Origin of the sequence: Pseudomonas sp. BNK-44-b (assembly GCF_047456245.1) — a bacterium.
Taxonomy (GTDB): Bacteria; Pseudomonadota; Gammaproteobacteria; order Pseudomonadales; family Pseudomonadaceae; genus Aquipseudomonas; species Aquipseudomonas machongensis.
In genome coordinates, this window is sequence record NZ_CP179908.1 from 929,109 (window position 1) to 955,797 (window position 26,689).

The 26,689-nt window shown below is 64.0% G+C and carries 26 protein-coding genes; 12 read left to right on the forward strand and 14 right to left on the reverse strand.

The window, feature by feature from the left end; all coding sequences use genetic code 11:
- The first annotated feature begins 21 nt into the window (after nt 1-21).
- From acnA to ACMGGG_RS04520, 8 genes are all read left to right on the forward strand, one after another.
- The gene (gene acnA, locus ACMGGG_RS04485; protein ID WP_414154941.1) at nt 22-2,679 is read left to right on the forward strand and encodes an aconitate hydratase AcnA; all 2,658 of its coding nucleotides are present in this window, start codon (nt 22-24) and stop codon (nt 2,677-2,679) included.
- A 113-nt stretch (nt 2,680-2,792) separates the two neighbouring features.
- Nucleotides 2,793-3,845 carry a lactonase family protein gene (locus ACMGGG_RS04490; RefSeq protein ID WP_414154942.1) on the forward strand — a complete coding sequence of 351 codons (1,053 nt, stop codon included), beginning with the start codon at nt 2,793-2,795 and terminating at the stop codon, nt 3,843-3,845.
- Nucleotides 3,846-3,944: 99 nt separating this feature from the next.
- Nucleotides 3,945-4,673 carry a transporter substrate-binding domain-containing protein gene (locus ACMGGG_RS04495; protein ID WP_414154943.1) on the forward strand — a complete coding sequence of 243 codons (729 nt, stop codon included), beginning with the start codon at nt 3,945-3,947 and terminating at the stop codon, nt 4,671-4,673.
- A gap of 48 nt (nt 4,674-4,721) precedes the next feature.
- Nucleotides 4,722-6,365, forward strand: a complete 1,644-nt coding sequence (locus ACMGGG_RS04500; RefSeq protein WP_054892947.1) for an acetolactate synthase large subunit — start codon at nt 4,722-4,724, stop codon at nt 6,363-6,365.
- A 151-nt stretch (nt 6,366-6,516) separates the two neighbouring features.
- On the forward strand, nt 6,517-7,071 hold the full coding sequence (locus tag ACMGGG_RS04505; RefSeq protein ID WP_054892946.1) for a UPF0149 family protein: 555 nt from the start codon (nt 6,517-6,519) through the stop codon (nt 7,069-7,071).
- A gap of 273 nt (nt 7,072-7,344) precedes the next feature.
- A complete protein-coding gene (locus tag ACMGGG_RS04510; protein WP_414154944.1) occupies nt 7,345-7,974 on the forward strand; it encodes a glutathione S-transferase family protein in 630 nt (209 codons plus the stop codon).
- Between the two features lie 22 nt (nt 7,975-7,996).
- On the forward strand, nt 7,997-8,167 hold the full coding sequence (locus ACMGGG_RS04515) for a hypothetical protein (protein ID WP_156343746.1): 171 nt from the start codon (nt 7,997-7,999) through the stop codon (nt 8,165-8,167).
- Between the two features lie 37 nt (nt 8,168-8,204).
- Nucleotides 8,205-9,101, forward strand: coding sequence for a LysR family transcriptional regulator (locus tag ACMGGG_RS04520; protein ID WP_065861366.1), 897 nt, complete (start codon nt 8,205-8,207; stop codon nt 9,099-9,101).
- A 7-nt stretch (nt 9,102-9,108) separates the two neighbouring features.
- On the opposite strand, the gene ACMGGG_RS04525 is transcribed toward ACMGGG_RS04520, so the two are convergent.
- From ACMGGG_RS04525 to ACMGGG_RS04570, 10 genes are all read right to left on the reverse strand, one after another.
- The gene (locus tag ACMGGG_RS04525) at nt 9,109-9,972 is read right to left on the reverse strand and encodes an aldose 1-epimerase (RefSeq protein ID WP_414154945.1); all 864 of its coding nucleotides are present in this window, start codon (nt 9,970-9,972) and stop codon (nt 9,109-9,111) included.
- A 26-nt stretch (nt 9,973-9,998) separates the two neighbouring features.
- Nucleotides 9,999-10,928: an EamA family transporter gene (locus ACMGGG_RS04530; RefSeq protein ID WP_063543531.1), complete on the reverse strand. Its 930-nt coding sequence runs from the start codon at nt 10,926-10,928 to the stop codon at nt 9,999-10,001.
- Between the two features lie 163 nt (nt 10,929-11,091).
- Nucleotides 11,092-12,372 carry a TRAP transporter large permease gene (locus ACMGGG_RS04535; protein WP_054892941.1) on the reverse strand — a complete coding sequence of 427 codons (1,281 nt, stop codon included), beginning with the start codon at nt 12,370-12,372 and terminating at the stop codon, nt 11,092-11,094.
- Nucleotides 12,373-12,900 carry a TRAP transporter small permease gene (locus tag ACMGGG_RS04540; protein WP_054892940.1) on the reverse strand — a complete coding sequence of 176 codons (528 nt, stop codon included), beginning with the start codon at nt 12,898-12,900 and terminating at the stop codon, nt 12,373-12,375.
- Between the two features lie 63 nt (nt 12,901-12,963).
- Nucleotides 12,964-13,935: a TRAP transporter substrate-binding protein gene (locus tag ACMGGG_RS04545; protein ID WP_414154946.1), complete on the reverse strand. Its 972-nt coding sequence runs from the start codon at nt 13,933-13,935 to the stop codon at nt 12,964-12,966.
- Between the two features lie 62 nt (nt 13,936-13,997).
- Nucleotides 13,998-14,879 carry a glucurono-1,5-lactonase gene (locus ACMGGG_RS04550; RefSeq protein ID WP_414154947.1) on the reverse strand — a complete coding sequence of 294 codons (882 nt, stop codon included), beginning with the start codon at nt 14,877-14,879 and terminating at the stop codon, nt 13,998-14,000.
- Between the two features lie 27 nt (nt 14,880-14,906).
- A complete protein-coding gene (locus ACMGGG_RS04555; RefSeq protein WP_414154948.1) occupies nt 14,907-15,713 on the reverse strand; it encodes an NAD-dependent epimerase/dehydratase family protein in 807 nt (268 codons plus the stop codon).
- Nucleotides 15,714-15,810: 97 nt separating this feature from the next.
- The gene (locus tag ACMGGG_RS04560; RefSeq protein ID WP_414154949.1) at nt 15,811-17,049 is read right to left on the reverse strand and encodes an OprD family porin; all 1,239 of its coding nucleotides are present in this window, start codon (nt 17,047-17,049) and stop codon (nt 15,811-15,813) included.
- A 529-nt stretch (nt 17,050-17,578) separates the two neighbouring features.
- Nucleotides 17,579-18,529, reverse strand: a complete 951-nt coding sequence (locus tag ACMGGG_RS04565; RefSeq protein ID WP_414154950.1) for an alpha/beta fold hydrolase — start codon at nt 18,527-18,529, stop codon at nt 17,579-17,581.
- A 43-nt stretch (nt 18,530-18,572) separates the two neighbouring features.
- Nucleotides 18,573-19,793 (reverse strand): MFS transporter, encoded by a 1,221-nt coding sequence (locus ACMGGG_RS04570; protein WP_414154951.1) that lies wholly within the window; start codon nt 19,791-19,793, stop codon nt 18,573-18,575.
- 182 nt (nt 19,794-19,975) lie between these two features.
- Between ACMGGG_RS04570 and ACMGGG_RS04575 the strand changes: the two genes are divergently transcribed.
- Nucleotides 19,976-20,608 carry a TetR/AcrR family transcriptional regulator gene (locus tag ACMGGG_RS04575; protein WP_414154952.1) on the forward strand — a complete coding sequence of 211 codons (633 nt, stop codon included), beginning with the start codon at nt 19,976-19,978 and terminating at the stop codon, nt 20,606-20,608.
- Here ACMGGG_RS04575 and ACMGGG_RS04580 read toward each other — a convergent pair whose 3' ends face one another.
- The 3 genes from ACMGGG_RS04580 to ACMGGG_RS04590 all read right to left on the reverse strand — a co-directional run bounded on the left by ACMGGG_RS04580 (nt 20,609) and on the right by ACMGGG_RS04590 (nt 23,435).
- The gene (locus ACMGGG_RS04580; protein ID WP_414154953.1) at nt 20,609-21,265 is read right to left on the reverse strand and encodes a hypothetical protein; all 657 of its coding nucleotides are present in this window, start codon (nt 21,263-21,265) and stop codon (nt 20,609-20,611) included.
- A gap of 104 nt (nt 21,266-21,369) precedes the next feature.
- Nucleotides 21,370-22,767 carry a heavy metal sensor histidine kinase gene (locus ACMGGG_RS04585; protein ID WP_063543545.1) on the reverse strand — a complete coding sequence of 466 codons (1,398 nt, stop codon included), beginning with the start codon at nt 22,765-22,767 and terminating at the stop codon, nt 21,370-21,372.
- Nucleotides 22,740-23,435 carry a heavy metal response regulator transcription factor gene (locus ACMGGG_RS04590; protein WP_054892930.1) on the reverse strand — a complete coding sequence of 232 codons (696 nt, stop codon included), beginning with the start codon at nt 23,433-23,435 and terminating at the stop codon, nt 22,740-22,742. The genes ACMGGG_RS04585 and ACMGGG_RS04590 overlap by 28 nt, the downstream gene beginning before the upstream one ends.
- A 195-nt stretch (nt 23,436-23,630) precedes the next feature.
- On the opposite strand from ACMGGG_RS04590, the gene ACMGGG_RS04595 reads away from it, so the two are divergent.
- The 3 genes from ACMGGG_RS04595 to ACMGGG_RS04605 all read left to right on the forward strand — a co-directional run bounded on the left by ACMGGG_RS04595 (nt 23,631) and on the right by ACMGGG_RS04605 (nt 25,699).
- Nucleotides 23,631-24,242 (forward strand): hypothetical protein, encoded by a 612-nt coding sequence (locus ACMGGG_RS04595; protein WP_065861377.1) that lies wholly within the window; start codon nt 23,631-23,633, stop codon nt 24,240-24,242.
- 75 nt (nt 24,243-24,317) lie between these two features.
- A complete protein-coding gene (locus ACMGGG_RS04600; RefSeq protein WP_414154954.1) occupies nt 24,318-24,938 on the forward strand; it encodes a cytochrome b/b6 domain-containing protein in 621 nt (206 codons plus the stop codon).
- Entirely contained in the window at nt 24,935-25,699 is a 765-nt protein-coding gene (locus tag ACMGGG_RS04605) for a molybdopterin-dependent oxidoreductase (protein ID WP_414154955.1), read from the forward strand. Before ACMGGG_RS04600 ends, ACMGGG_RS04605 begins: the two co-directional genes overlap by 4 nt.
- Here ACMGGG_RS04605 and ACMGGG_RS04610 read toward each other — a convergent pair.
- Complete coding sequence (locus ACMGGG_RS04610; protein WP_414154956.1) at nt 25,669-26,580, reverse strand: LysR family transcriptional regulator; 912 nt, start codon at nt 26,578-26,580, stop codon at nt 25,669-25,671. The genes ACMGGG_RS04605 and ACMGGG_RS04610 overlap by 31 nt on opposite strands.
- Nucleotides 26,581-26,689 lie beyond the last annotated feature (109 nt).

Here is a 26,689-nt window from a genome sequence, read left to right on the forward strand (position 1 = left end):
AAGAAGCCGAGCGACACGCGCATGATCGACAATGCCCACCTGATGAGCCCCCTGCAGATCGACCAGGATCGCTTCACCTACCTCGATCTCAAGAAACTGCTGGCTCCCACCCAACTGCAACGCCTGCCTTACGCCATCCGCATCCTTCTGGAGAACGTGGCGCGCTGCGCTCCCGAGGCGCTGGATGCCGTGCTTGCCCGCGCCGTCGGCGATGGACCGGACTGCGAGGTGCCATTCCAGCCCAACCGCCTGATGTTCCACGACACCACGTGCCTGCCGGCCCTGGCCGATTTTGCTGGTATGCGTGATGTGGTCGCCGAGCTCGGCGGTGACCCCGCGGCGATGAACCCGCTGATTCCCGCAGTGCTGACCATCGACCATTCGGTGATCGTCGAACACTACGCAGAAGCCGATGCGGTGGAGCAGAACCTCGAGATCGATTTTCGTCGCAACAGCGAGCGCTATCGCTTCATCAAATGGGCGCAGAAGAGCCTGGACAATTTCGCTGTCATTCCACCGGGTACAGGCATCATCCACCAGATGAACATGGAGGCCCTGGCCAAGGTGGTGTGGGAAACCCGCACCGCCGAGGGGCAGCGTTTGCTGCACCCTGACGACATGGTCGCCACCGACAGCCACACGCCGATGATCAACGCCATCGGCGTGCTCGGCTGGGGTGTCGGCGGCCTGGAAGGGCAGGCGGCGATGGTGGGGGAGCCGGTGCCGATCAACTTCCCTCAGGTTATCGGTTTTCGCGTCAGCAACGCCCTGCGCCCTGGGGTGACCGCCACCGACCTGTCGCTGCACGTGGCCGAGATCCTGCGTCAGCGCTCGGTGGTGGGCAAGTTCGTCGAGTTCACAGGCCCGGGTCTATCGAACCTCGGCTGGGCTGCGCGTGGCACGGTATCGAACATGGCGCCCGAGTATGGCGCCACCGTGGTGTTCTTCCCCTTCGATGACCAGACCCTCGATTACCTCAAGCTCAGCGGTCGCTCCGCCGAGCTGTGCCTGCAGGCCGCCACCTACCTGCAGGTGCAGGGGCTCTATCGCCGCGACGACCTGCCGGAGCCTGAGTTCGACGAACTGATCGAGCTCGACCTTGCCAGTATCGAGCCCAGCGTCGCAGGCCCCTACCAGCCGCATCAGCGTCAGCCGCTGTCGCGCGCCGGTGAGTCGTTCCGTGAACAGGTGCTGGGCGCAAGCGAGCTGATCGGTAATCGCTACCTCGAGCCCAGCTTCGGCGAGGCCATCGACCATGGCGCGGTGGTGCTTTCGGCTATCACCAGTTGCACCAACACCGCCAACCCCGCGCAGATGATCCAGGCCGGTCTGCTGGCCCGTCGCGCGCGGCACTTGGGGCTCAAGCGCAAGCCTTGGGTGAAGACCTCGCTGTCGCCCGGTTCGCAGGTGGTGGCTGATTACCTGAGCGAAGCCGACTTGCTGCAAGACTTCTCCGCCCTGGGTTTCGACCTGGTCGGGTTCGGTTGCATGACCTGCATCGGCAACTCCGGCAAGCTCGAGACGCATGTCGAGGCCTTTGCCGATCAAGGCCTGAAGGGGGTGGTGGTGCTTTCGGGCAACCGCAACTTCGAAGGCCGGGTAAACCCCAAGGTACCTGCAGGCTACCTGGCGTCCCCTGCACTGTGCGTCGCCTTCGCCATTGCCGGGCGCATCGATATCGACCTGACCCGCGAACCGCTCGGTCAGGATAGCGGCGGTAACCCGATTCACCTGCACGACCTGATGCCCGCGGATGACGAAGTGCAGGCGCTGGTGGCCCAGGTGGTCAAGCCCGAGTTCTTCCAGCAGCGCCTGGCCACGGTGTGGGACGGCACCCATCATTGGCAGGCCCTTTCGGCCGAGGGCAGCGTGCAGTTCCCCTGGGACGCGCGCTCGACCTACCTGCGCCGCCCGCAGTACCTGGCCGATATCCAGGCCGAACCCAAGGCGAGCCTGGCAATCGAGAACGCCCGCACGTTGATAGTGCTGGGGGACAACGTCACCACCGACCATATCTCTCCGGCCGGCGCCATTCCCGCCAGTAGCCTGGCTGGCCAGTGGCTGCTGGCTCGCGGCGAACAACCACAGGACCTCAATCAGTATTCGACCCGGCGCAGCAACCACGAAGTCATGCTGCGCGGTGCCTTCACCAACAAGTCGGTGAAAAACCGTCTGCTCGGTGACACCCACCCAGGCGTCGGCGCCTGGGCCTGGAATGCCGACCACAGTCAGTGCCTGCCGCTTTACGAAGCCGCGCAGAGCTATGCCGGTACCCCCATGGTGGTGTTCGCCGGTATCAACTACGGCGCGGGCTCCAGTCGCGATTGGGCGGCCAAGGCCCAGGCATTGCTCGGCGTGCGAGCCGTGGTGGCGCGCAGCATCGAGCGTATCCACCGCAGCAACTTGATCGGCATGGGTGTGCTGCCGTTGCTGTTCCCGGCAGGGCGGGGTGTCGAAGACCTGCAGCTCGACGGCAGCGAGCAGTTCGACTTCATCGGCCTCGACGAACTGAGGGTCGGTGACAACCGTATCCGCCTGCAGGTGCGCCGCGTCGATGGCGGTGTCGATGAGGCCGAGCTCATCGCACGGTTCGACTCGCAGCAGGAGATCCGCTACCTCAGCAATGGCGGTGTGCTGCCCTACGTCATCCGCAAGGTGGTGCAACGCACCCGCGGCTGAGGCCCCGGCACGAACGGTTGAACAGGGCGCGGACTTGCCTGGCAGCTCCGCGTCACTGACCATGGGCAGCCAGCCAGGTGATCCACCTATCCGCAACTGGGAGAACGACCCCTATGTACGCCTATGTCGGTTCGCGCACCACCCGGGAGCGCAACGCCCGCGGCGATGGCATCACCGTGTACCGCCTCGATCAGGGCAACGGCAGCCTGGAGCAGGTCCAGGTCGTCGGCGACCTGGTCAACCCGTCCTTCCTGGCGCTGAATCGAGCCGGGGACCGGCTCTATACGGTGCATGGCGACCTCGACGAGGTCAGCGCCTTCACCGTCGACAAGGCCACTGGTCGACTCACGTTCCTCAACCGGCAGCGCTGCGAAGGCAAGAATCCGGTGCACCTGGCACTGGACCCGAGCGAGCGCTTCCTGGTGGTCTCGAACCACATCACGGGCACGCTTGCCGTGCTCAATGTCGAACAGGACGGCCGCCTCGGCACCCTCAACCAGTTGCTCGAGCTCGAGGGCCCGATCGGCCCGCATCGTATCGAGCAGCCCTTTGCCAAGCCGCACTTCAACCTCTTCGATGCCTCGGGCCAGTTCGTCCTGGTGCCGGACAAGGGGCTGGATCGGATATTCAGTTTTCGCTTCGACAACGGCCGGCTGCATCCCGCCGAGCAGCCTTTCGTCACTACCCGCGAAGGTGCCGGACCGCGTCATGTCGCGCTGCACCCGAAGGCGCCGTTCGCCTATGTGATCAATGAATTGGATTCGACCGTCACCACCTACCGCTTCGACCCCCACAGCGGGGCACTGCAGCCGTTGCAGGTACTCCCGTCGCTACCGTCGAGCTACACCGGCAACAGCCGTGCCTCGGAGATCGAGATCGACCGCAGCGGTCGCTTCGTCTACGCCTCCAACCGCGGCTATGACAGCCTTGCCGTGTATGCGGTCGATGTCGCCAGCGGCCTGCTGAGCCTGATCGAAGTGCAGCCCAGTGGCGGCAAGACCCCACGCTTCTTCGCCCTCACTCCCAATCAGCGGTTCCTCTTTGCGCTCAACGAAGACAGTGACAGCATCGTGGCTTTCGCCGTCGATCCCGAGCAGGGGAGGTTGCGCCAGACCGGTTTCTCGGTGTCCACCGGCAGCCCGGTGTGCATGGTCTTTTCTGCCTGAGCTGATTCCTGGATCGGTGAGGGCCTTTTCGCGGGCAAGCCCGGTCCCACAGCCAGTCGCTGTAATCATCAGTCCCACTCATAGCCCAGCGGAGTTCCAATGACTCTCACTATCCCCAAGGCCGTCCTCGAAGAACTCGCCCCCGATGGCGTCCTGCGTGCTGCCATCAACTACGGCAACCCGGTCCTCGCCCAACGCGGCCCTGATGGCGAGCCCCAGGGCGTCTCGGTCGCCCTGGCCAGGCAGTTGGCCGAAGAACTGGGCGTGCGCCTTGAGATGCGCACCTTCGACGCCGCGGGCAAGGTATTCGCCGCGCTGGAGGAGGGCGCCTGGACCTTGGCTTTCCTCGCCATCGAACCGGTGCGCGAGACGCAGATCGCCTTCAGCGAGCCCTACGTGCTGATCGAGGGCACCTACCTGGTCAGGAAAGACGCCCCCTTCCAGCACGTCGACGAACTCGACCAAACCGGCTTGCGCCTGGCCGTCGGCAAAGGCGCGGCCTACGACCTCTACCTCAGCCGCACCTTGCAGCATGCCGAACTGTGCCGCGCCGACACCTCCGCCGCAGCCGTCGATCTGTTTGTCGAAGAAAACCTCGACGCCGCCGCGGGTGTGCGCCAGCCTTTGCAGAAGGTCGCCGACACTGATTCACGCTACCGTGTGCTCGACGGTGCGTTCACCGCGATCCGTCAGGCCATGGCTGTTCCGAGGGGCTGCGACAATTCGGCTGCATTCGTACGTGACTTTGTCGAGCGTTGCCTGCGTCAAGGCTTTGTTCGGGGGGCTTTGCTGGCCACCGGACAGACCGATGTCAGCGCACCGCGCTGACCGTCCCTGGACTCCACCCACGTCCAATCAATTGAGGTAACAAGCAAGATGGCCAAGGCCGCCGATGTCGTTGTGCAATGCCTGGAAAACGAAGGTGTCGAGTATGTATTCGGCATTCCCGGCGAGGAGAACCTCGACCTGCTCGAATCCCTGCGCAAGTCGAAGATCAAGCTGGTACTGACCCGCCACGAGCAATCCGCAGGCTTCATGGCCGCCACCTATGGTCGCCTGACCGGCAAGACCGGCGTCAGCCTGTCGACCCTGGGCCCTGGTGCGACCAACCTGGTGACCGCCAGTGCCTACGCCTACCTGGGCGGCATGCCGATGATGATGATTACCGGCCAGAAGCCGATCAAGAAGTCCAAGCAGGGCCGCTTCCAGATCATCGACGTGTGCGGCATGATGGACCCCATCACCAAGTACACCCACCAGTTCGCCTCGGCCGACAACATCCCGGCGCGCATGCGTGAAGCCTTCCGCCTGGCCGAAGAAGAAAAGCCCGGTGCCGTGCACCTGGAACTGCCTGAAGACATCGCTGCCGAGCAGACCGACGCGCTGCCGATCCCGCGCAGCCTGCACCGCCGCCCGTTGGCCGAGCACGTGGCCATCGAAGCCGCCGTGCAGAAACTGCAGAACGCCCGCAACCCGATTCTGGTAATCGGTGCCGGTGCCAACCGTAAGATGACCGCCAAGGTCCTCAAGCAACTGATCGACAAGACCGGCATCCCGTTCATCACCACGCAGATGGGTAAAGGCGTGGTCGACGAGCGCCACCCGCGCTTCCTGGGCAACGCGGCGCTGTCGTCCGGTGACTTCGTGCACCGCGCTGTCGAAGCCGCTGACCTGATCATCAACATCGGCCACGACGTGATCGAGAAGCCGCCATTCTTCATGGTCCGTGGCGGCACCGAGGTCATTCACATCAGCTTCCGCTCCGCCGAAGTCGATGCCGTGTACTTCCCACAGGTCGAAGTGATCGGCGACATCGCCAATGCCGTGTGGCAGATCAGTGAAGCGCTGACTGACACCTCGCACTGGGACTTCACCCGCCTGATGGCGATCCGTGAAGCCAACGAGGCGCAGATCGCCGAAGGTGCAGACGACGACCGCTTCCCGGTCTACCCGCAGCGCCTGGTTGCCGACATCCGTCGCGTGCTGCCCTCCGAAGGCATCGTCGCGCTGGACAACGGCATCTACAAGATCTGGTTCGCCCGCAACTACAAGGCGCACAAGCCCAACACCGTGCTGCTGGACAACGCCCTGGCGACCATGGGCGCCGGTCTGCCGTCGGCGATGGCTTCGCACCTGGTGTACCCGGAACGCCCGGTGATCTCGGTGTGCGGCGACGGTGGTTTCATGATGAACAGCCAGGAGCTGGAAACCGCCGTACGTCTGGGCATGCACATCACCGTAGTGATCCTGCGTGACGACGGCTACGGCATGATCCGCTGGAAGCAGGCCAACATGGGCTTCACCGACTTCGGCCTGGACTACGGCAACCCGGACTTCGTCAAGTACGCCGAAGCCTACGGCGCCAATGGTCACCGCGTGGAAAGCGCCGAAGGCCTGCTGCCGCTGCTCGAGCACTGCATCAAGACCCCAGGCGTGCATGTGATCGACTGCCCCGTCGACTACAGCGAGAACGACCGCATCCTCAACAGCGAGCTGCGTGAGCGCGCGCTGGCGGTGTAAGGCCTGAGGTGTCTTCGCGGGCAAGTCGGCTTCCCGGCAGGTTGGGGAAGTGGGCTTGCCCGCGATTGCATTGTGGCGGGCAACAAACGCTTCACCTTATTTTTCCCTGTGCTAGGGTGCACGCACATCCGCTTTTCAGGACACCCGCACCATGCTCCCGCCGCTCAGCGAAAAAGAACTCCACCGCCTCGAAGACCTCCTGATCACCTACGGCAACGATTACTCGGTACTCAACCTCGCCGAGCTCAACGGTTTCTTCACTGCGCTGGCCAGCTCCCCTGTCAGCGTAAATCCCGAGCAATGGCTGCCAGCCGTTGCCGGCGGCAAGGTGCCCAAGTTCAAGAAGCCCGCCCACGAGGAAGCCTACACTGCGCTTATGCTGCGCTACGCCGACCAGGTCGCCGAGCAGTTGGCCGAGAACCTCGACGGCTTCGAGCCGCTGTTCGAGGAAAGCGAGGGTGAGGAAGGGCCAGCGATCATTCTCGAAGAGTGGTGTTTCGGCTACATGCGCGGCACCCAGGTTGCCGAGTGGAGCGAGTTGCCAGCGCAGCAGGACGCCCTGCTCAAGGCCATTTCCCTGCATGGCCTGGAAGACAATTTCGAGCTGCTCGATGCGATGAGCTTCGACGAACATCAGGCCTGCGTGCCAGGCGTGATCGAGGCGGCCCGCGGTCTGTATCGCTATCAGAAGCTGATACGCAACTGATCAATGGCGTTTCATGGCGAAGTCGAGACTCAGAGCAACCGGTGGCCATCGACCTGCTACCGTTGCCATGTATTGCCGCGACTGCTTCGCGGGCAAGCCGGCTCCCACCGGGTTTTAGGCAGCGCAGTGCTTGTATTATTCCGATCAGCGAAATTATGGATTGCTGGCCACGCGGATTCTGTTGAACGGCGAACAGGTGCAGGATTCACTCCAGCAGCGCCACTCTTGGATACCGGCGCTCAGACCTCAACCCTTTGAACCGGAGTCCAGACCATGTCCAACCCTATCAAGCTCTATCACTTCCCCAAGTCCGGCCACGCTCATCGCGCCCTGCTGATGCTGTCGCTGCTCAAGCTGCAGCCGGAAGTCATCTTCGTCGACCTGGCCAAGGGCGAGCAGAAAAAGCCTGAGTTCCTGGCCCTCAACCCGTTCGGGCAGGTGCCTGTGATCGACGACAACGGCACCGTCATCGGCGACTCCAACGCCATCCTCATCTACCTGGCCAAGACCTATGGCCAGGGCCGCTGGTTGCCCCAGGACGCTGCCGGTGAAGCCCGTGTACAACGCTGGCTGTCCATCGCCGCCGGCCCCGTCGCCTTCGGACCTGCCGCTGCCCGCCTGATCACCGTGTTCGGTGCAGGCTTCAATGCCGACGAAGTCATCGGTCGTGCCCACAACCTGCTCAAGGTGCTGGACGCTGAGCTCGGCAAGACGCCGTTCCTCACCGGCAGCGAGCCGAGCATCGCCGACGTCGCCAACTACTCCTATATCGCCCATGCGCCGGAAGGCAACGTGTCGCTGGAGGCCTACCCGAATGTGCGAGCGTGGCTGGCACGGATCGAGGCATTGGACGGTTTCGTGGCGATGCCGCGCACTGCGGTAGGGCTGCAGGCCGAGGCCTGATCCACGCGAGAGGAGATGAGTGATGAACGTCGTCGAACCGCTCGAGCAGTATGCCGCGTGGCCTGGGGACAGCTGCCCTGATATCGACACGCTCGATGTCCCGGCGCTGCCCTGTGCTGCAGAGTGTGAGGCCAGTTACCTGCTGCCGCAGGTCATCACTCATCCCGACCTACTCATTCGCCCCGGCTGCTGAAATAATCGCACATCGTTTCCAGGCAGAAGGGCAGGGCATGGACCACATCCACCTGATGAAGGTATTCGTCGCCGTCGGCGAGCTGGAAAGCTTCGCTGGCGCGGCACGGCGGCTGGACATGTCGCCCGCTGCGGTGACCCGTGCGGTCAGCGCCCTCGAAGAACGCCTGGGGGTCAAGCTGCTGCTGCGCACCACCCGCAGCGTGCGCCTTACCGAGGCCGGTGGCCGTTATCTGGAAGACTGCCGCAGCATCCTCGCCAGCATCGCCGAGGCCAACGAGGCGGCTGCCGGGGTCAATGCCACGCCCAAGGGCGAACTGGCGGTGACCGCGCCGATCCTGTTCGGCAAGAAGTTCGTCATGCCCAGCATCGTGCGTTACCTGCAGCAGTACCCTGAAGTTGACGTGTCGGCCTACTTCCTCGATCGGGTGGTGAACATGGTCGAGGAGGGCATGGATGTGGCAGTGCGCATCGGCCAGTTGCCTGACTCCGGGCTCAAGGCCCTGCGTGTGGGCAAGGTCAGGCGCATGCTCTGCGCCTCGCCCGATTACCTTGCCAGGCACGGCGTACCGACTCACCCCTCCGAACTGCATGAGCATGTGGTGATCGCCACCACCAACCTGTCGCCACGTGCAGGCTGGCGCTTCGGGCTGACCGACGAGCCGACCATGGTGCGCATGAAGCCGCGCCTGACCGTGACCAGCAACGACGGTGCCATTGCCGCAGCATGCGCAGGCCTGGGTATCGCCCGGCTGCTGTCGTACCAAGTGGTCGAGGAGATCGCCAGCGGTCGCCTGCAGGTGGTGCTCGCCGATTTCGAGGAGGCGCCCTGGCCTATCCATATCCTGCACCGCGAGAGCAAGTACGGCTCGGCCAAGGTGCGCGCGTTCATCGACATGCTCGCCGCCGACGTGCGTGCCAAGGGCCTGGACTGACTGTCCGTCAGCCTGGCAGATAACGCAGGCGCAAACCCAGGCTGGCCTGCTCGCCCTGTTGCAGCAAGCGCAGCCCCGGTCGCCCGGGCAGGTGATGGGCGTTGATCGGGTGGCTGACCGGTTCGAAGCAGAAGAAGTCGCGATCCTGCGGACAGAACAACAGAAAGTGCTCGGCGCCGCTGGCCTGGCATTCCAGGCGATAACCCGCGTCGGGTTGTTCGATGGTGCACATGCCTGTCCAGCCTGCGAAGGCGTGATCGATCTGGGTCGGTGGCAGGTGACTGGCGCTGTCGAAGCGCCAGGCCTGCGGAATGGGCGCCAGCCGTGATGGCAGCTCACCGGTATCGCCAAGCCACACCTGGCTGGCGGACGCCTGCAGGCGGGTGTCCGGATACCGCGGAAAGTACGGATGCAGGCCCAGCCCGTGCCAGGTCGCCTGAGCGGCAAGGTGAGTGACGTGCAGCTCCAGGTCAAGACGCCCCTCGTGCAGGTGCACATCCAGCATTGCCTGGTAGGCGAAGGGCTGCTGGCTGTCGAGGACCAGCCGTGCTCGCCGCTGGCTGTGGTGCTCCACGCGCCACGGCTGCTGCCAGGCGCTGCCGTGGATCGGGTAGGGATCGTGGTCGGTGTTCGCGGCCAGGGCCTGCCAGCCGTCCGGGCGGGCGAAGCCGCCTGCGGCGATGCGATTGGACCAGGGCACCAGCGGATAGCAGGCCAGGCGCCGGGGTGAGCCGCTGGCGCGTGCTGCGGCGTCGCTGTGGCGCAACAACGCCTGGCCGGTGGCCTTGACCTGCCAGTTGACCAGGCTGGCGCCCAGCGCGGGAGCCAGGGTGAGGCGGGTCAGGCGGTCTTGCAGGTGCAGTTCGGTCATTGCGCTGTTCTCCGGCAGGGCCGTGATCATTTCGCCGCGGGCTGACGGCGGTACGTCAGCAGCACGATGCCACTGACCACCACCGCCCCCCCGAGCAGTTGCAGGCCGCTCAACTGTTGGTCGAGCAGGGCCCATCCCAGCAGCAGGGTGGCGATCGGTTCGATGTTCATCACTGGCGCGTTCTGCGCCATGTTCAGCCGTGGCACGCAAACGAACAGCAGGGTGAATGCCACCCCGTACAGCACCACCAGGCTGGCCAGGGCCATCCATCCTCCTGCGCTGCCCGGCAACGACAGCCCCGCCGGCACCCAACCACCAGCGCCTGCCACCAGCATGCTGGTGAACACGATCAGCAAGGTCAGCAGGCTGCGGACCGGGCCATGCACAGCGGCCAGCTTGTTGTCGGTGATCCACAACGCACAAGCGAATACGCAGGCGGCGCAGAAGGCCAGGCTGACCCCGAGGGTCCAGTGCGGATTGCTCGTGCCACTGTCGGCCAGGCGTCCCGGCACATCCAGGGCCAGCACCAGGCCGCAGAGGATCAGGGCCATGAACATCACTGTGCGCCCGGTTGGACGTACGCCGTTGAGCGCCCAGTTGAGCAGTGCCAGCAGGATCGGGAAGGTGTTGCCCACCAGCAGTGCCAACGCCACCGGGATGCGCGCCACCGCCGAGTACAGGCACAAGCTCTGGGTGGCGATCAGCAGCCCCAGCAGCAATTGCCAGCGCCGGGTGCCGCTGGGCAGCCCCAGGGCCTGGCGTTGCCAGAGCACGAGGCTGGCCAGGGCCAGGAAGGTGATGCCCGAGCGGCAGAGGATCGCCAGCAGCACGCCGGTGCCGTCATCGAAGGCGATGCGTGCGGCGATATGGTTGCCGGCGAACGAGCAGGCCAGCAGCGCCAGGAGGGCGATGGCCAGCTTGCGTGGGAAGAGGGAAGGTGACGCGGGAACAGCCATGTGCAGGGTCCATTTGCAAAAGAGGTCGACAGTGGGGGCTTGCAGAAGCGGTGGCCTACGCCAAGGACACCGCACTGCATGGCACCCGCTCTGCCGGTGATCGCGGGACAAGTCGGGGCGCCGAACCGCCGCTCACACCGGGATAGAGCGGCTGTCCGCGAACTTACAGCACCACGCTTGGCAACCACAGCGAGATGGCAGGGATGTAGGTCACCGCCATCAGCACCAGGAACAGCGCCAGGTAGAACGGCAGCAGCGCCTTGACCGTCGACTCGATACTGACCTTGCCGATCGCCGAGCCGACGAACAGTACTGCCCCCACCGGCGGGGTGATCAGGCCGATACCGAGGTTGACCAGCATGATCATGCCGAAGTGCACAGGGTCCACGCCGATGCCGGTGATCACCGGCAGCAGGATCGGGGTGAGGATCAGAATCAGCGGCGCCATGTCCATCACCGTGCCCAGCAGCAGGAGCATGAAGTTGATGCACATCAGGATCACGTAGCGGTTGTCCGACAGGGTCAGGAATGCCGTGGTGATCTTCGACGGGATCTGCATCAGCGTCATCACATAGCCGAAACTGGCTGCGAAGCCGATCAGGATCATCACGATGGAGATGGTCCGCACCGTGCGATGCATCAGCTTGGGCAGGTCGCGCCACTTGTAGTCGCGGTAGATGAACATGGTCACGAAGAACGACCACACCACCGCCACGGCCGCCGACTCGGTGGCGGTGAACACGCCCGAGAGAATGCCGCCGAGGATGATCACCATGGCCATCAGGCCCCAAAGCGCTTCACCGGCGATCTTCAGCGCCTGGCGCATCGGGATCACTTCGCCCTTGGGGTAGTTGCGCTTCTTGGCGAACAACAGGCACAGGCCCATCATCACCGCGCTGAGCAGCAGGCCAGGCATCACCCCGGCCATGAACAGCGAGGCGATCGATACCGTGCCGCCTGCGGCCAGCGAATAGAGCACCGAGTTGTGGCTTGGTGGGGTGAGCAATGCCTGCACCGAGCCGCTGACGGTCACCGCCGTGGAGAATTCGCGCGGATAGCCCTTGCGCTCCATCTCCGGAATCAGCACCGAACCGACCGAGGCCGTGTCGGCCACCGAGGAGCCGGAAATCGCGCCGAAGAAGGTCGAGGCCATGATGTTGACCAGCGACAGCCCGCCACGCACGAAGCCCACCAGCACCCCGGCGAAGGCCACCAGGCGCCGCGACATGCCGCCCTCGGCCATGATCGCACCGGCCAGCACGAAGAACGGAATGGCCAGCAGCGAGAACTTGTTAACCCCGCTCGCCACCTGGATCATCATCGCCTGCAGCGGAATGTCGATCCACCAGGCACCGATCAGTGCAGAGAGCCCCAGGGCATAAGCCACCGGCATGCCCAGCAGGATGAGCGCGATGAAACTGCCCAACAGAATGAACGCATCCATTTATGCCGCTCCTTCGCTTTCTTCCACCAGGTCGAAGCGCACCACCTTGCGGTTGCTCTGATCGCCCAGCACGAGTTTTTCCAGCACGAAGATCAAGGTCAGCACGCCGCCCACCGGGATCGGCGCATAGGTCATGCCCACCCGCACACCCGGCAGCGAGGCCAGAAACTGGTTCCACGTCGTGATGCACAGCTTGGTGCCGTACCAGGTCATGAACAGGCACACCACGATCATCAGCACCTGCACCAGCACGCCAACCAGCTGGCGCAGTGGCGCGGGCATGCGATCGGTGAGCATCGCCACCGCCATGTGTGCGCCGGCGCGGTAGCTGGCGGCGGCGCCGACGAAGGTGAACACCACCATCAGCAGGATCGCGACCGGCTCCGGCCAACTGGAGCCGGTGCCGAGTACGTAACGGGCGAAGATGCCCCAGGGAATGATCAGCGACATGGTCAGGATCGACAGGCCAGCGATCCAGATGCAGCTGCTGTAGAGCCTGTCGTTCAGGCGCAGGAAAAACGTTTTCATGGGCATCACCAAGGCGGCGGCACGGCGGGCACCGTGCTGCCGGGGTCGTCTGGAAGAAGTGGCTTACTCGACCGCGTCGATACGCTTCATCAGGTCGGCGTACTGCGCACCGTATTTTTCGCGTACCGGGGCGGTGGCGTCATAGAACGGCTTGGTGTCCACGGCGATGAACTCGACACCCGCTGCCTTGAGCTTCTGTTCGCTGGCGGCAGACTTGGCGTCCCACAGTTCGCGCTCTTCCATCTGTGCTTCACGTGCGACCTTCTTCACCAGCGCCTGCTGGTCGGCCGTGAGCTTGTTCCAGGTGGTCTTGGACATCACCACCGGCTCCGGCAGGATCAGGTGGTTGGTCAGGGTGAAGTACTTGGCGCTCTGGTAGTGATTGTGCTCGAGCAAGGTCGGCGGGTTGTTCTCGGCGCCGTCGATCACCCCGGTCTGCAGGGCGCTGAAGATCTCGCCGGTGTCCATGGCGATGCCGTTGCCGCCCATGGCGTTGATCATGTCGATGAACAGCGGGTTGCCCTGCACGCGGATCTTCATGCCCTTGAGGTCATCGATGCTGCGCACCGGCTTCTTGGTGTAGAGGCTGCGCGAGCCGCCATCCATCCAGGCCAGGGCCACCAGGTTGAATTCGGAGTTGGTGATCTTGTCGAGGATCTCCTGGCCGATCTCGCCGTCGATGATCTTGCGCATGTGCGCCTGGTCGCGGAACACGAACGGCATGTTGAACACGTTCACATCCGGCACCACCGGGCCGACGATGCCCAGGCTCACGCGGGTCATCTGCACCGCGCCGATCTGCGCCTGCTCGATGACTTCCTTTTCCGAGCCGAGCACCCCGCCGGCGAACATCTTGAAGGTGATATCGCCATTGCTGGCCTGTTCGAGTTTCTTGCCCATGTTCTGCTCGGCGACCACGGTCGGGTAGCCGGCTGGGTGGATCTCGGCGAACTTGATGTCCAATGCGCTGGCGGCACTGGACAGACCGAGGGCCAAGGGGAGGGCGGCAAGAAGCAACGTGCGTTTGAAGGTCATGATGAAACTCCGTGGTTTTTATTATCTGGTTTCGGTCGTGCAGGTGTTGGTGAGGTGGGCGCTCAGCCCTGCCAGGGTGTTTCCTCCAGGCCCTTGACGCCGGGGTTCAGGGCGAACACGCCGCCGGCCAGGGGCTGGTCGGCGAGGTCGATGCCGCCGGGGCGGATCGAGGTGACGAACAAGGTATCGAGGTGGGTGTCACCGAAGGCGCACATCGCCGGCTTCTTCACCGGCACGCGCAGCGAGCGGTCCAGGCGGCCGTGCGGGGTGAAGCGATGGATCACGCCTTCGTCGTTGCCGCAGATCCAGTAGCAGCCGTCCTGATCGACAGCCGCGCCATCGGGGCGGCCGGGATGCTCGCGCATGTCGACGAACAGCTGCCGGTTATGGGGCGTGCCACTGTCGATGTCGTAGTCGAACGACCAGATCGCCTGCACCGTCGGGTGCGAATCGGACAGGTACATGCGCGTGCCGTCCGGGCTGAAGGCCAGGCCGTTGGGCACGATCATGCCCTCGAGTTGGCGGTGCAGACGCTGGCCGTCGTATCGGTACAGCGCGCCGACCTGGGCGCCCTGCTGCATGTCCATCAGCATGGTGCCGGCCCAGAAACGGCCCTGGCGGTCGCAGCGCCCGTCGTTGAAGCGCATCCCCTCGCGGGCGTGCTCGACGCTGGCCAGGCGGGTGCCGAGCAGGCGCCCATCCTCGGTCGGATCGAGGGTGAACAGGCCGCTCTCCATCGCCCCGACCCAGCCCTGTGCGCCATGGGCGATGCAGGCCAGCATTTCATCGCCCTGCCAGACGTCGTGGTTGCCATCGGCCAGGCGCCAGCGGTGCAGTTGGCGGGCGGGAATATCGACCCAGTACAGGGCCCGCTCGCCGGCATGCCACACCGGGCTTTCCCCGGTGGCGTTGCGCGCGTCGACGATCAGTTCACAGTGCTGCATGGTGCTGCTCCTTGCACGCAGTGGCGGTCAGTCGAAGGGGCCGGCAGCGACGAAGGCGCCGCCCTGGTAGACCATGCTTGGATCGTCGGCGGGAGGCGCGGGCCTTGATTCGACGTTGGCGCGGAACACCTCCGAACTGTCCTTGGGCTGGTAGCCCAGGTGTTCGGCGTGGCGGTTGTCCCACCAGACGGTGCGGTTGTCGGAGGCGCCATAGACCACGGTGTGGCCGACGTCAGGGGTGCGCAGGCTGCGTTCGATGAGTTGCAGCAGGTCGTCGTAGCTCAGCCAGGTGCAGAGCATTCGCGGGTTCTGCGGTTGCGGGAAGGACGAGCCGATACGGATGCTGACGGTCTCGATGCCGTAGCGGTCGAAGTAGAAGCTGGCCAGGTCCTCGCCGTAGCTCTTGGACAAGCCGTAGTAGCCATCGGGGCGGCGAGGGGAGTGGGCATCGAGCCGCTCGTCCTGGCGATAGAAACCGATCACGTGGTTGGAGCTGGCGAAGACCACGCGTTTTACCCCGTGCTTGCGCGCCGCTTCGTAGATGTGGAACACCCCGCAGATATTGGGGCCGAGGATATCCTCGAAACTGTGCTCGGTGGACACCCCGCCAAAATGCAGGATGGCATCGACGCCTTCGACCAGCGCGTGTACTGCAGCCTTGTCGGCCAGGTCGCAGGTGATCACTTCTTCATGCGGACCGGCAGCAGGTGCCATTGGGGCGATATCGGAAAGGCGCAGGACTTCAGCGCTGCCTTTGAGGCGTTCGCGAAGCACCTTGCCCAGGCCGCCTGCCGCTCCGGTGAGCAGCAGGCGTTTGAAGGGAGTAGTGGTCATGGCCAGCTCTTGTCGTTGATTGTTGTAGGTTGTCGTACGACATGGGTCGATTATCGACAGCGAATTCGCGGCTTGTCAATGCATGGATGGCATCGGTCTACAGGATCGACAGCGGATAGTTGAAGATCAGCCGGTTCTCGTCGAACTCGTTGTTGCTGAAGCTGCGGCGGATGTTGGAGTTGCGCCACTTCACGCTGAGATCCTTGAACGGGCCGCTCTGGATCACGTAGGCCAGTTCCGATTCACGCACCCACTCCTTGCCATCGCTCACCGCGCCGCTGTGCACATCGCGGCCGCTGATGTAGCGGTTCATCATGCTCAGGCCGGGGATGCCGACGGTGACGAAGTTGAAGTCGTGGCGCACCTGCCAGGAGCGTTCGTTGGCGTTGTCGAAGCTGGCGTTGTAGCTGTCGTTGGCCAGGGTGCCGCCGCTGGTGCCGTTGACCCGCATCCAGGTATCGCCGCTGACCTTCTGCAGGCCGACCCAGAAGGTATGGCCGGCATAGCGCGCCGAGAACATGCCCGAGTAGGTCTTGTTGTCCAGCTTGCCGGCGCGTTCGGCGCCGTCGTCCTCGCCCTGGAAGTAGCCGAGGTTGGCGCCCAGGGTCCAGTCGCCCAGCGGCTGGCTGTGGCTCAGTTGCAGGTACTGTTGCTGGTAGACATCCTTGAGCTGGGCATTCCAGAGCCCGACCAGGGTGCGCTTGTCGTTGAAGCTGTACTCGCCGCCGACGAAGTTGAAGCGGTCTGACACCCCACGGCCGAAACTCATGTCCTCCATGCTCGCATCGTTGCGCGGGCTGTTGCCGCGGAACTGCCCGCCGTAGAGCGTCAGACCGGCGATCTCGCTGGACGTCACCTGACCCCCGCGGAAGGTCTGCGGCAGCGAGCGGCCATCGTCGGAGCGCAGGATCGGCAGTACCGGCATCCACTCGCCGATCTTCAGCTCGGTCTTGGAAATGCGCGCTTTACCTGCCACGGCCAGGCGTCCGAAATTGTCTGCCGGGCGGCCGTCGTCATGGCGTGGCAGCAGGGCCGTGCCATAAGTGCCGCCACCACCGTCGAGCTTGACCGACCACAACCCCAGCACATCCACGCCGAAGCCGATCGGCCCCTCGGTGAATCCCGAGCGGGCGTCGAGGATGAAGCTTTGGGTCCATTCCTCGGCCTTGCTTTGCGGGTTGCTCGGGTCGACGAAGTTGCGGTTGATGTAGAAGTTGCGCAGGTTCAGGGTCGCCTTGGAATCTTCGATGAAGCCGGCGGCCAGTGCTGCGTCGGGCAGTGTCCCCAGGGCGGTGGCGCCGAACAGGGCGAAGGGCAGGGTCTGGCGGATTTTCATTATTGTTGTGCTCCCAGCAGTGAGGCAGCCGCCTGCCAGGCGCGCGCAAGCGACCGATGACAGGGGCGGTGGGGTTGATGGCCCGTCGTGGGCCAAGGTGCAGCGCGCGGATCGGGCGCTCAGGTGCCCGTCGCTGCCAGCGATGTGGCGCGGCGGCGAATGTTGGAAAGAGGGGGAGGCGAATAGCGTGGGTAGGATGTCGACATGATGGGCTTCACTGGTTGTTGTTTTTGTTGTGTGTTGTCGTACAACTGTGGCGATTATTAACAACCGATGAAAATGCTGTCAACGCTTTTGCGCAAAGGAATCGATGGGCTATACCGAGTGTTTCAGAGGTTTTTTTTGCCAAATTGCAAAGGAAGGGCTCTAGATCGGTTACGGCAAAGAGATCCTATAACTAGGATTTGTCTTCCGAAGTTCCATTGCTTTTTCGCGGGTAAACACCTGCACCCCGGTACAAGCTGGCCCCATCCCTGTGGGCGGGTTTACCCGCGAAAAGCACAATTGCCCTACTGCTGATCAATCCTTGTCATGGCGCCAACAGGAAGCCTGTCACCTCGGCGTTGAGGGCGCCGCTGCATTCCTCCGGCAGCCAGTGCCCGCAGCCTTCCAGCACTTTGCCGGTCACATCGGTGCCGTAGCGGCGCATCTGCTCGGCCTGGAACTCACCCAGGCCACCGTTGCCGCCACCACCGATGGCCAACGCCGGAATGCTGATGCGGGTCTTGCTCAGTTGCGCGTTGTCGCGGGCATTCTGGTTGAGCACGCGGTAGTACTCGAACGCTGCGTTGAGGCTATGCGGCTTGGCATATGACTTGGCATAGAGATCGAGCAACTGCGGTGTGAACACCGAAGTATTGGTTGCGTGCTGCTTGATGAAATGCTCGAAGAACACCCGCTCCTTGCCAGCGATCAGCGTCTCGGCCAGGTTGGGCTCGGCGGCGAAGAAGCTGAAATGCCAGACCAGCGACTCACCCTGCGGCGTGAAGGCGGGGAACTGGTAGAGGCTGTCGTCGGGAATCGGCGCTTCCATGTAGATCACCCGACGGATGTTCGCCTGGTTTTGTACCAGCATGGGGAAGGTGTTCCAGATACCGATGTCGTGGGCCACCAGGTCGAACTTCTGGCCATTGCTCATCTGTGCGGCGAGCTTGTACAGCAGCGGCGCCACATCCGTTGCGCGATACGACGGCGGTGTCTGCGACTGGCCAAGGCCAGGCAGGTCTGGCGCGACAACGGTGAAGTGCCTGGCGAGTTCCGGCATCAGTTGGTGCCATTCGTACCAGGTCTGGCCGAAGCCGTGGACCAGGTACACCAGGGGCCCCGAGCCGCCCTTGACGTAGTGCAGCTTCACGCCATCGACGGTCTGGTAGTGGCTGGTGAAGCCTTTGGGGACGGGGAACTCGTCGGCGGCGTGGGCGCCGACGGCAAGCGTGGTGGCGGCAGTCAAGGCCAGGGAGCGCAGTAATTGGCGAAGCATGGTGATGAACCTCTGGGGTGGTTGGAAATCGTGGCTTGATCGTTCAGTGGCCGCTGGCCACGCTGGCGCCGGCAGCGCGCGCGCCGGGGCGAAATCCCTGTGAGCGGGCAGTCCAGGCAATGGCGAAGGCGATCAGCAGCAAGATGAGTACGGCAGGTGCGAAGGCGCGTGCGCCCCAGCCGTCGAGCAGCGCGCCGCCCAGCAGCCCGGCGCCGGCGATGGCGCCATTCCAGGCGACGACATTCATCGACAGCGCCACATCCGCGCCGTCGCCTGCGCTATCGGCAAGGGCGGTCTGCAGCAGCGTCGCGGCGCCGCCGAACGACACGCCCCAGACCGCAATGCCGACGAGCACGGCGAGGGGCGCGCTCGACAGCCAGACGAACATCAGTGCGACTAGCGCAAATGCGCCAAGGCTGCCCAACACGGCGCTGCGCAGATGCCGATCGACCAGGCGCCCGGTGATGGCGATGCCGACAAGCGCCGCAACCCCGAACACCAGCAGCACCAGGTCGACGCGCTCGAGCAGGCCGGCCTGGGCGGCGAATGGCGCGACGTAGGTGTAGAGGATGTTGTGCGCCAGCATCCAGGTGATTACCGTGGCCAGTACCGGTCGTACGCCCGCTGTGGTCAGCACGCGACGCAGCGGCATGGCCTGGCGGTCGGTCTGGCCTGGGTAGTCCGGCACTTTCGCCAGCACCCAGACGATCAGCACCAGGGTGAGGGCCGACATGATGGCAAAGGCGCTGCGCCAACCCACCGCACTGCCGAGCCAGGTGCCCAGCGGCACGCCCAGCGAGAGCGCAATCGGCGTGCCGACCATGGCAATCGCCATGGCCTTGCCCTGCTGGTGCGGCAGAACCATCCGCCGGGCATAGCCCGCCAGCAGGCTCCAGGCCAACCCCGCCGAAGCTCCGGCAAAGAATCGGGCGACCAGCGTCAGCCAGATGTCGGGTGAAAGGGCGGTGAGCGAATTGAACACCAGGAAGCCGATGATCGTGGACAGCAGCACGCTGCGACGCTTCCAGCTTCGGGTCAGGATGGTCAGCGGGATGGCGGCGACCAGCGAGCCCACTGCATAGGCGGTGACGGTCTGGCCAGCCATTGCCGAGGTGATCGACAGGCCGTCGCTGATCTGTGGCAGCAGGCCGGCGGGCAGGGTTTCGGTGACGATGCAGATGAAGCCTGTCATCGCCAGGGCCAGCAAGGCGGAGACCGGCAAGGGCTCGGCCGTGTCGAGCGTGGTGGCGGTAGAAGAGGTCACGAGAGCTCCTGTGATCGCTGGTTAAATATATCGATCGATACATAAGTGAGGCAGCACCAACCCGACGGCATCGAGCCGTCCCGGATTTACATATCGATCGGTATATAAGTTAGGAGTGCTCGCGTGTCGTTGTCAATGACTTATGTATCGAATAGTATCTATATCATTTGGAGGAGCAGTTGATGGCGCGGATGGGCAGACCCAGAACCTTCGACCGCGATAACGCGATCGACCAGGCCATGCACCTGTTCTGGGAGCACGGCTACGAATCCACATCGCTGGCGCAATTGAAGGCGGCGATTGGCCCGGGCATTTCCGCGCCCAGCTTCTACGCAGCCTTTGGTTCTAAAGAGGCGCTGTTCCAGGAATGTGCCCAGCGCTACCTGGCGACCTATGCGCAGGTCACCGAGTGCTTGTGGAACCTGGACCTGCCACCGCGTCAGGCGCTGGAGCAGGCATTGCGCCAATCCGCCCGCATGCAGTGCGAGGACGGTCACCCGAAGGGCTGCATGGTCGGCCTGGCAGTGATGAGCGCACCCTCTGCGGAACTGGCGCAGGTCACCGCACCCTTGAACCGTTCCCGGGCACGCACCCGCGCCGGTATCGCCGGCTGCATCAGCCGTGCGCTCGAAACGGGTGAGCTGCGCCAGGACGTTGATGCCCAGGGGCTGAGCGTGATGTTCGACAGCTTTCTGGTCGGGCTTTCGACCCTGGCGCGGGACAACATCGGCATCGAAGCGATGGAGCGCGCGATCACCCAGGTGATGCGGCTGTGGGACCTTTCCACGACGGGTGTGCAAAGCACCGCGTCGTGATCATTCGAGCACTTGAACATCCAGTGCCTGGCACAGGGCACGTAACTTTGGGGTCAGGTTGGCTTCCCGGATCGGCTCGAGAGCGTCGTGCTGTTTGTAGTACTTGGCGTAGATGGCTTCAGTCACAGGTCTCTGCTCACCCTCGGCGTTGAGCTCGATATCCGAGAATTTCACCACGCCAACCGGATTGAATCCGGCCCGCTCGACCATCTGCTGCATGCCGCGGGTCTTCGTGGTGACGTAACCCCAGGCCATCGCGATGTCCAGCTTCGCTGCCAGTGCATCGATGGCGTAGCCTGCGAACAGCGTGGCGCCGGTGCCCCTGTGTTGCGGTGCACACGCACCGAACTTGTTGAACAGGGTGCGGTTGAGCAGATTGATCTCCAGGCACATGACGCAGATCATCTCGCCCTCGTAGACCCCGACGTAGACGATGGTGTCCTTGTCAGCTTCGCCGGCGAGCGACACGTTCTGCAAGTAGTACTGCGGGTCGCTGAAGACCCGACCGATCCCCACGCCCACATCCGGGTGCCAGAGCCTGACCAATTGGCTCAGCCGCTCGACATCGCTGCGCGCCAATTGACGGTAGCTGTATTGCGCCGGGGTGACAGTGTTCTCGGGCAGCTCGTGCAGGTCTGGCCAGATCCTTTCTTGCATGTGTTCACCTTGTCTTGGACAGAGAGATTGCGACAGCGCAAAAAAAGCCTACCTTCCAGATGGTAGGCTGGTCAATCCATAGCGAGGCTAACGCACAGGTGCGCTCAGCCTCGCGTCGGGAAAAACAATATGAAGCAGACGGTGCCCGGCTGGGGCTGCTCCACGCTAGCCGTTCCTCCGTGCAACTGCATGATTGCGGTGACGATCGCCAGCCCCAGCCCATTGGAGTCCGAACGCTCATGGCGCGAGGCATCGCCGCGGTAGAAACGGTCGAACAGCTTGCCCAAGGTGGCTTCGCCCAGCGTCGGGCCCTGGTTCTGCACCTCAATGCGCATACCGTTCTCGACGGCACGCACCTGCATCAGCACGGTGCTGCCCTCATCGGCATAGCGGATCGCGTTGGCCACCAGGTTGCTCAACGCCCGGCGCAGCAGCAGAGGGTCGGCCAGCACCGTACCGTTGCCCGAGGTCTGCATCGACAGTTGCCGCTCTTCGGCGAGCCCTTCGAAATACCCCGCCACGCGCTGCAGTTCATCGTGCAGCGACAGCTGCTGGCGCTCCAGCACGGCCTGCGCTTCGTCGGCGCGGGCGAGGAACAGGATGCTCTCGACCATCCGCGAGATACGCTCCAGTTCCTCGAGGTTGGATGCCAGCAGGGCCTGGTATTCATCTTCACTGCGTGATTGGCGCAAGGCGACCTGGCAATGCCCCATCAGCGAGCCCACGGGGGTGCGAATCTCGTGGGCAAGGTCGGCGGAGAACTGGTTCAGGCGCTGGTAACCGGCGGCGAGGCGGTCGAGCATGGCGTTGTACGCGTGGCTCAGGCGCAGCAGTTCGACCGGCGTGTCGTCGCTGTCCATGCGGCTGTCCAGCCGCTGTGGGGTGATCCTCGCCGCATGCGCGGCCATCTTGCGCAACGGGCGCAGGCCACGGTACAGCGACAGGTAGCCCAGCAGTGCCGTCAACAGGAACGCCAGGCCTGCGGCCAGGTAGATGCGCTGGCGGAAGGCTTCGAGCATGGCCATTTCCTTGGTCATGATGTGTGCCGCCGTAAGCCTTACCTCACGACCGCCGGAGATCGTCATCACGCTGGCTGCACGCAACGGCACGCCAGCGGCGGTGGTGCCGTCGCGCAGGTCGTTCACCTTCAACGGCGTGTCGGGGCCGACCTCGTCCAGTTGCGGCAGCACGGCCTTCAGCGGATTGACCTTGATCAGCGGTGCCTGCCCGGGCTCTTCGATGATGAAGATGTCCTCTTCATTATTGAGCATGTTCTCCAGGATCTGCGGGTTGACCCGCAACCGGTCCAGCTCCAGGTCATAGCGCAGCAGCTTGCGAAAATGATCCAGGCGCCCGAGCACCGAGTAGTCGGTGTTCTTCATCACCGAGACGCGCATCGAGTCGTACAGGTACAGGCCGGCCCCGGCCACTACCAGCATTGCCACCAGCGAAAACGCCAGGGTCGAGCGCAGGGTCAGGGACGGGGCGCGTCGTCGGCGCATGGCCGTACCTCGCAGACATAGCCGATGCCGCGCACGGTATGGATCAGCTTCAGCGGATAGGGCAGGTCGATCTTGTTGCGCAGCCGCTTCACCGCCACGTCGACCACATTGGTGTCGCTGTCGAAATTCATGTCCCAGACCTCCGAGGCGATCTGCGCCCGCGACAGCACATCGCCTTCGCGGCGCAGGAACAGGTGCAGCAGGGCGAATTCCTTGTTGGTCAGCGCGATCACCTGCTGCTGGCGCGTGACCCGTCGGCGGATCAGGTCCAGTTCCAGGTCGGCGAGGTGGAAATGATCGGCCTCGCGCACCACGCCCCGGCGCAGGATGGTGCGGATGCGCAGCAGAAGTTCGGTGAAGGAAAACGGCTTGACCAGGTAGTCGTCGGCGCCGAGCTCCAGGCCACGGATGCGGTCCTGCAACTGGTCGCGCGCAGTGAGAAACAGCACCGGCACGTCCTGCCTTGCGCGCAGCAGCTCGATGATCTGGAAGCCGTCGATGCCTGGCAGCATCACATCCAGCACGATCAGGTCGTAGGGCGTCTCCAGCGCCTGGTGCAGGCCATCGGCGCCGTGCTGGGTCCAGTCGACGTTGAAGCCGGATTCGCCGAGGCCCTTTTTCAGGTACTCGCCGGTCTTGGTGTCGTCTTCGATCAACAGGATATGCATGGGGGCAGGGCTCGGGCCTCGGGTGGCGGGCAGGCGAAGAGGCAGTGTAACCAGCACGGCAAGCTGCTGTCGGTTACATTTCTGTCATTTGGCGGTGCCGAGGACGAATGACAGAAATGTAATCGGCCGGTCATTCTGAGGTCCCGAGGCGACACCAAAGATAGCGGCACTTCAAACCGCTGAGGATGTGTCGCAATGAAGACCAAGACTGCCCTGTCCACCGCGTTCGGCCTGTTGATGGCCGGCGCCACCGTGCTTGCCAGCGCCGCCGACATGCCTGTGATCAAGCCACTGCGTGGCGTGATCGAAGATGTCAGCAGCAACGCCCTGACTTTCAAGACCCGCACCGGCGCGCAGCAGACCATCGGCCTGACCGACAAGACCGGCGTAGTCCGCGCCTCCAAGGCCGACCTCGCCTCGATCAAGACCGACAGCTTTGTCGGTTCTGCCGCCATTCCCCAGGCCAACGGCACCCTCAAGGCCCTGGAAGTGACAGTCTTCGACGCCAGGCTCAAGGGCAGCGGCGAAGGCCATTACGGCTGGGAGAACGCCGACGGCAGCACCGGCACCATGACCAACGGCACCGTGGGCAAGCTCTCCAGCGCCAATGGCCGCACGTTGACCGTCAATTACAAGGGCGGCGAGAAACAGTTGGTGGTGCCGGATGACGTGCCGATCGCCTTCGTCGAGCCAGGCAGCGCTGCCGAGCTGGTCAAGGGCGCCAAGGTCGTGGTGTTCCCGGCTGAAGACGGCAAGAACGCACGCGGCATCGCCGTCGGCAAGGACGGCTTCCAGCCGCCGATGTAACCACCTCAGCCGCCCAGAGGCAGCGCCACGACCGCTGTCGCTGGGCGCTGTCGTGGCCTTCGCGAAGGGGACAGTATGAAGAACACCCGTATTCATTCCTGGCCGATCCGCCTGATGCACTGGCTCAATGCCCTGTGCATGGTGTGCATGTTCATGAGCGGCTGGGCGATCTACAACGCCTCGCCGCTGTTCGGTTTCAGGTTTCCCGCCGAACTGACCGTCGGCGGCTGGCTCGGCGGCTCGCTCGCCTGGCATTTCGCATTCATGTGGCTGCTGGCGATCAACGGCCTGGCCTATGTGCTCCATGGCCTGCTCAGCCGGCACTTCCAGCGCGACCTGCTACCGGTTTCGCCCCGTGCCGTGGCGCGTGACATGAGCGCTGCGTTGCGCCTGAAGCTGGTACACGAAAAGGGCGTCTACAACGCGGTGCAGCGCCTGATGTACTGGTTGGTGCTGGCGGCCGGTGTGCTGATCGTGCTGTCGGGGCTGGCGATCTGGAAGCCGATCCAGCTCCAGCAATTGACCGCCTTGTTCGGCGGCTACGATGCCGCGCGCTACGTTCACTTCGCCGCGATGGCGGCCATCGGCGCCTTCGTCGTGGTGCATCTGGTGCTGGTGTTGCTGGTGCCCAAGACCCTGTTACCGATGATCACTGGCGGCTCGCGGCCGATTCGAATAGGAGACCGCCAGGCATGAGCGCTTCGAAAAAAGGCCCGCGCATCCAGCTCGAGCCTGCCCAACGCCTGCAACTGGAGAACATCCAGCGTCGCAACTTCCTGCGTGGCGGGCTCACGGTCGGCGCGATGGCGATGCTCAGTGGCTGCAATCTGCAGGATGGCGATCAGGTCGACCGTGTGCTGTGGGCCATGTCGCGCTGGAACGATCGAGTCCAGGCCTGGCTGTTCAGCGGCCAGCGGCTCGCCCCGACGTTCAGCGAGGCGCAGATGACCCAGCCTTTCCCTTTCAACGCCTACTACGGCCAGGACGACATTCCCGAAGTGGACCTGTCCGACTACGCCCTGAGCGTCTCGGGCCGTGTGCGCGACAAGTCGCCCTGGACCCTCGACGGCCTGCGCAAGCTACCCCAGCGCACCGACATCACCCGGCTGGTCTGCGTGGAGGGCTGGAGCGCGATCGGGCAGTGGGGCGGCGTGCCGCTGCGCATCTTCCTCGAACATATCGGGGCAGACACCACGGCCAAGTACGTCGGCTTCAAATGTGCCGATCGCTATTACTCCAGCCTGGACATGGCCACGGCGCTGCATCCCCAGACCCTGCTGGCGCTGGATTATGGTGAAGTCGCACTGCCGCCGGAGTATGGCTATCCGCTGCGGCTGCGGGTGCCGACCAAGCTGGGGTTCAAGAACCCCAAGCACATCGTCGAGATCTACGTCAGCAACGATAATCCTGGCGGGTATTGGGAAGATCAGGGGTACAACTGGTTCAGCGGCATCTGATCCAGGCCTCGATGCTGGTCCACCCGCAGCATCTCGATGTAGCGCTGCACCGCCGGCGCCTTTTCGAAGCGGCGATGCAGCAGGGCCAGGCACGAGCGCGGCTGGCAATCTTCGATCGGACGGTAGTTGACCTGCGGCAGGCTGACCCGGCGCACCATCGACTCCGGCACCACCGCGATGCCCTGGCCCAGCGACACCAGGGCGACCACCGCCACCAGGCTGCCGGGCTGCGGCCCCAGGTGCGGGGTGAAGCCGCCCTGCGCGGCGACCGCCAAGGTGCCGGAGATCTGCTCGGGCAGGATGAAGGTTTCCCCGGCCAGCCGTGCGGCGTTGATCTGCGGCAGTTCGTTGAGGCGGGAGCTGGAGGGCAGGGCGAGGACGAAGCCTTCCTCCAGCAGCGTGATGGCGTTCAGTTCTTCTGGCAACTCCATGGGCATTCGTACATAGGCGAGGTCAAGCAGCCCGTCACGAACCAGCTCGGGCGAGGCCATCATGCCGACCTCGCGAATATTGAGCTGGACGCCGGGGCAGGATTGACTGAAGTGCGTCACCTGCTGCTGCAAAAGCCCCGAGTACGCCGCAGAAGCCACATAACCCAGCTCGATACGCCCCACATCACCCCGCCCGGCCCGCTGCGCGCCAAGTTGCGCAGCATCGAACTGGCGCACCGCCTGCAACGCCTCGACCCGCAGCGCTTCACCCGCGGCGGTGAGACGCACGGCCCGCTGGTTGCGCTGGAACAGGCGCACACCCAGTTCGTTTTCCATGTCCTGGATCTGCCGGCTCAGCGTTGGCGGAGCGATGCCCAACTGCTCAGCGGCACGGGTGAAGTGACCGTGCTGGGCAACGCTCAGGAAGTAGCGGAAATGGCGGATTTCCATGGGTGCTTGTCAGCTCCGGGACGCGTAACGGTGCTGTCACGCTACAAGGCCGTTGGTCCGGGTGCCAAGTGCCTAGGTAAAAAAAACGGCGTGAAATTCGCACTTCACA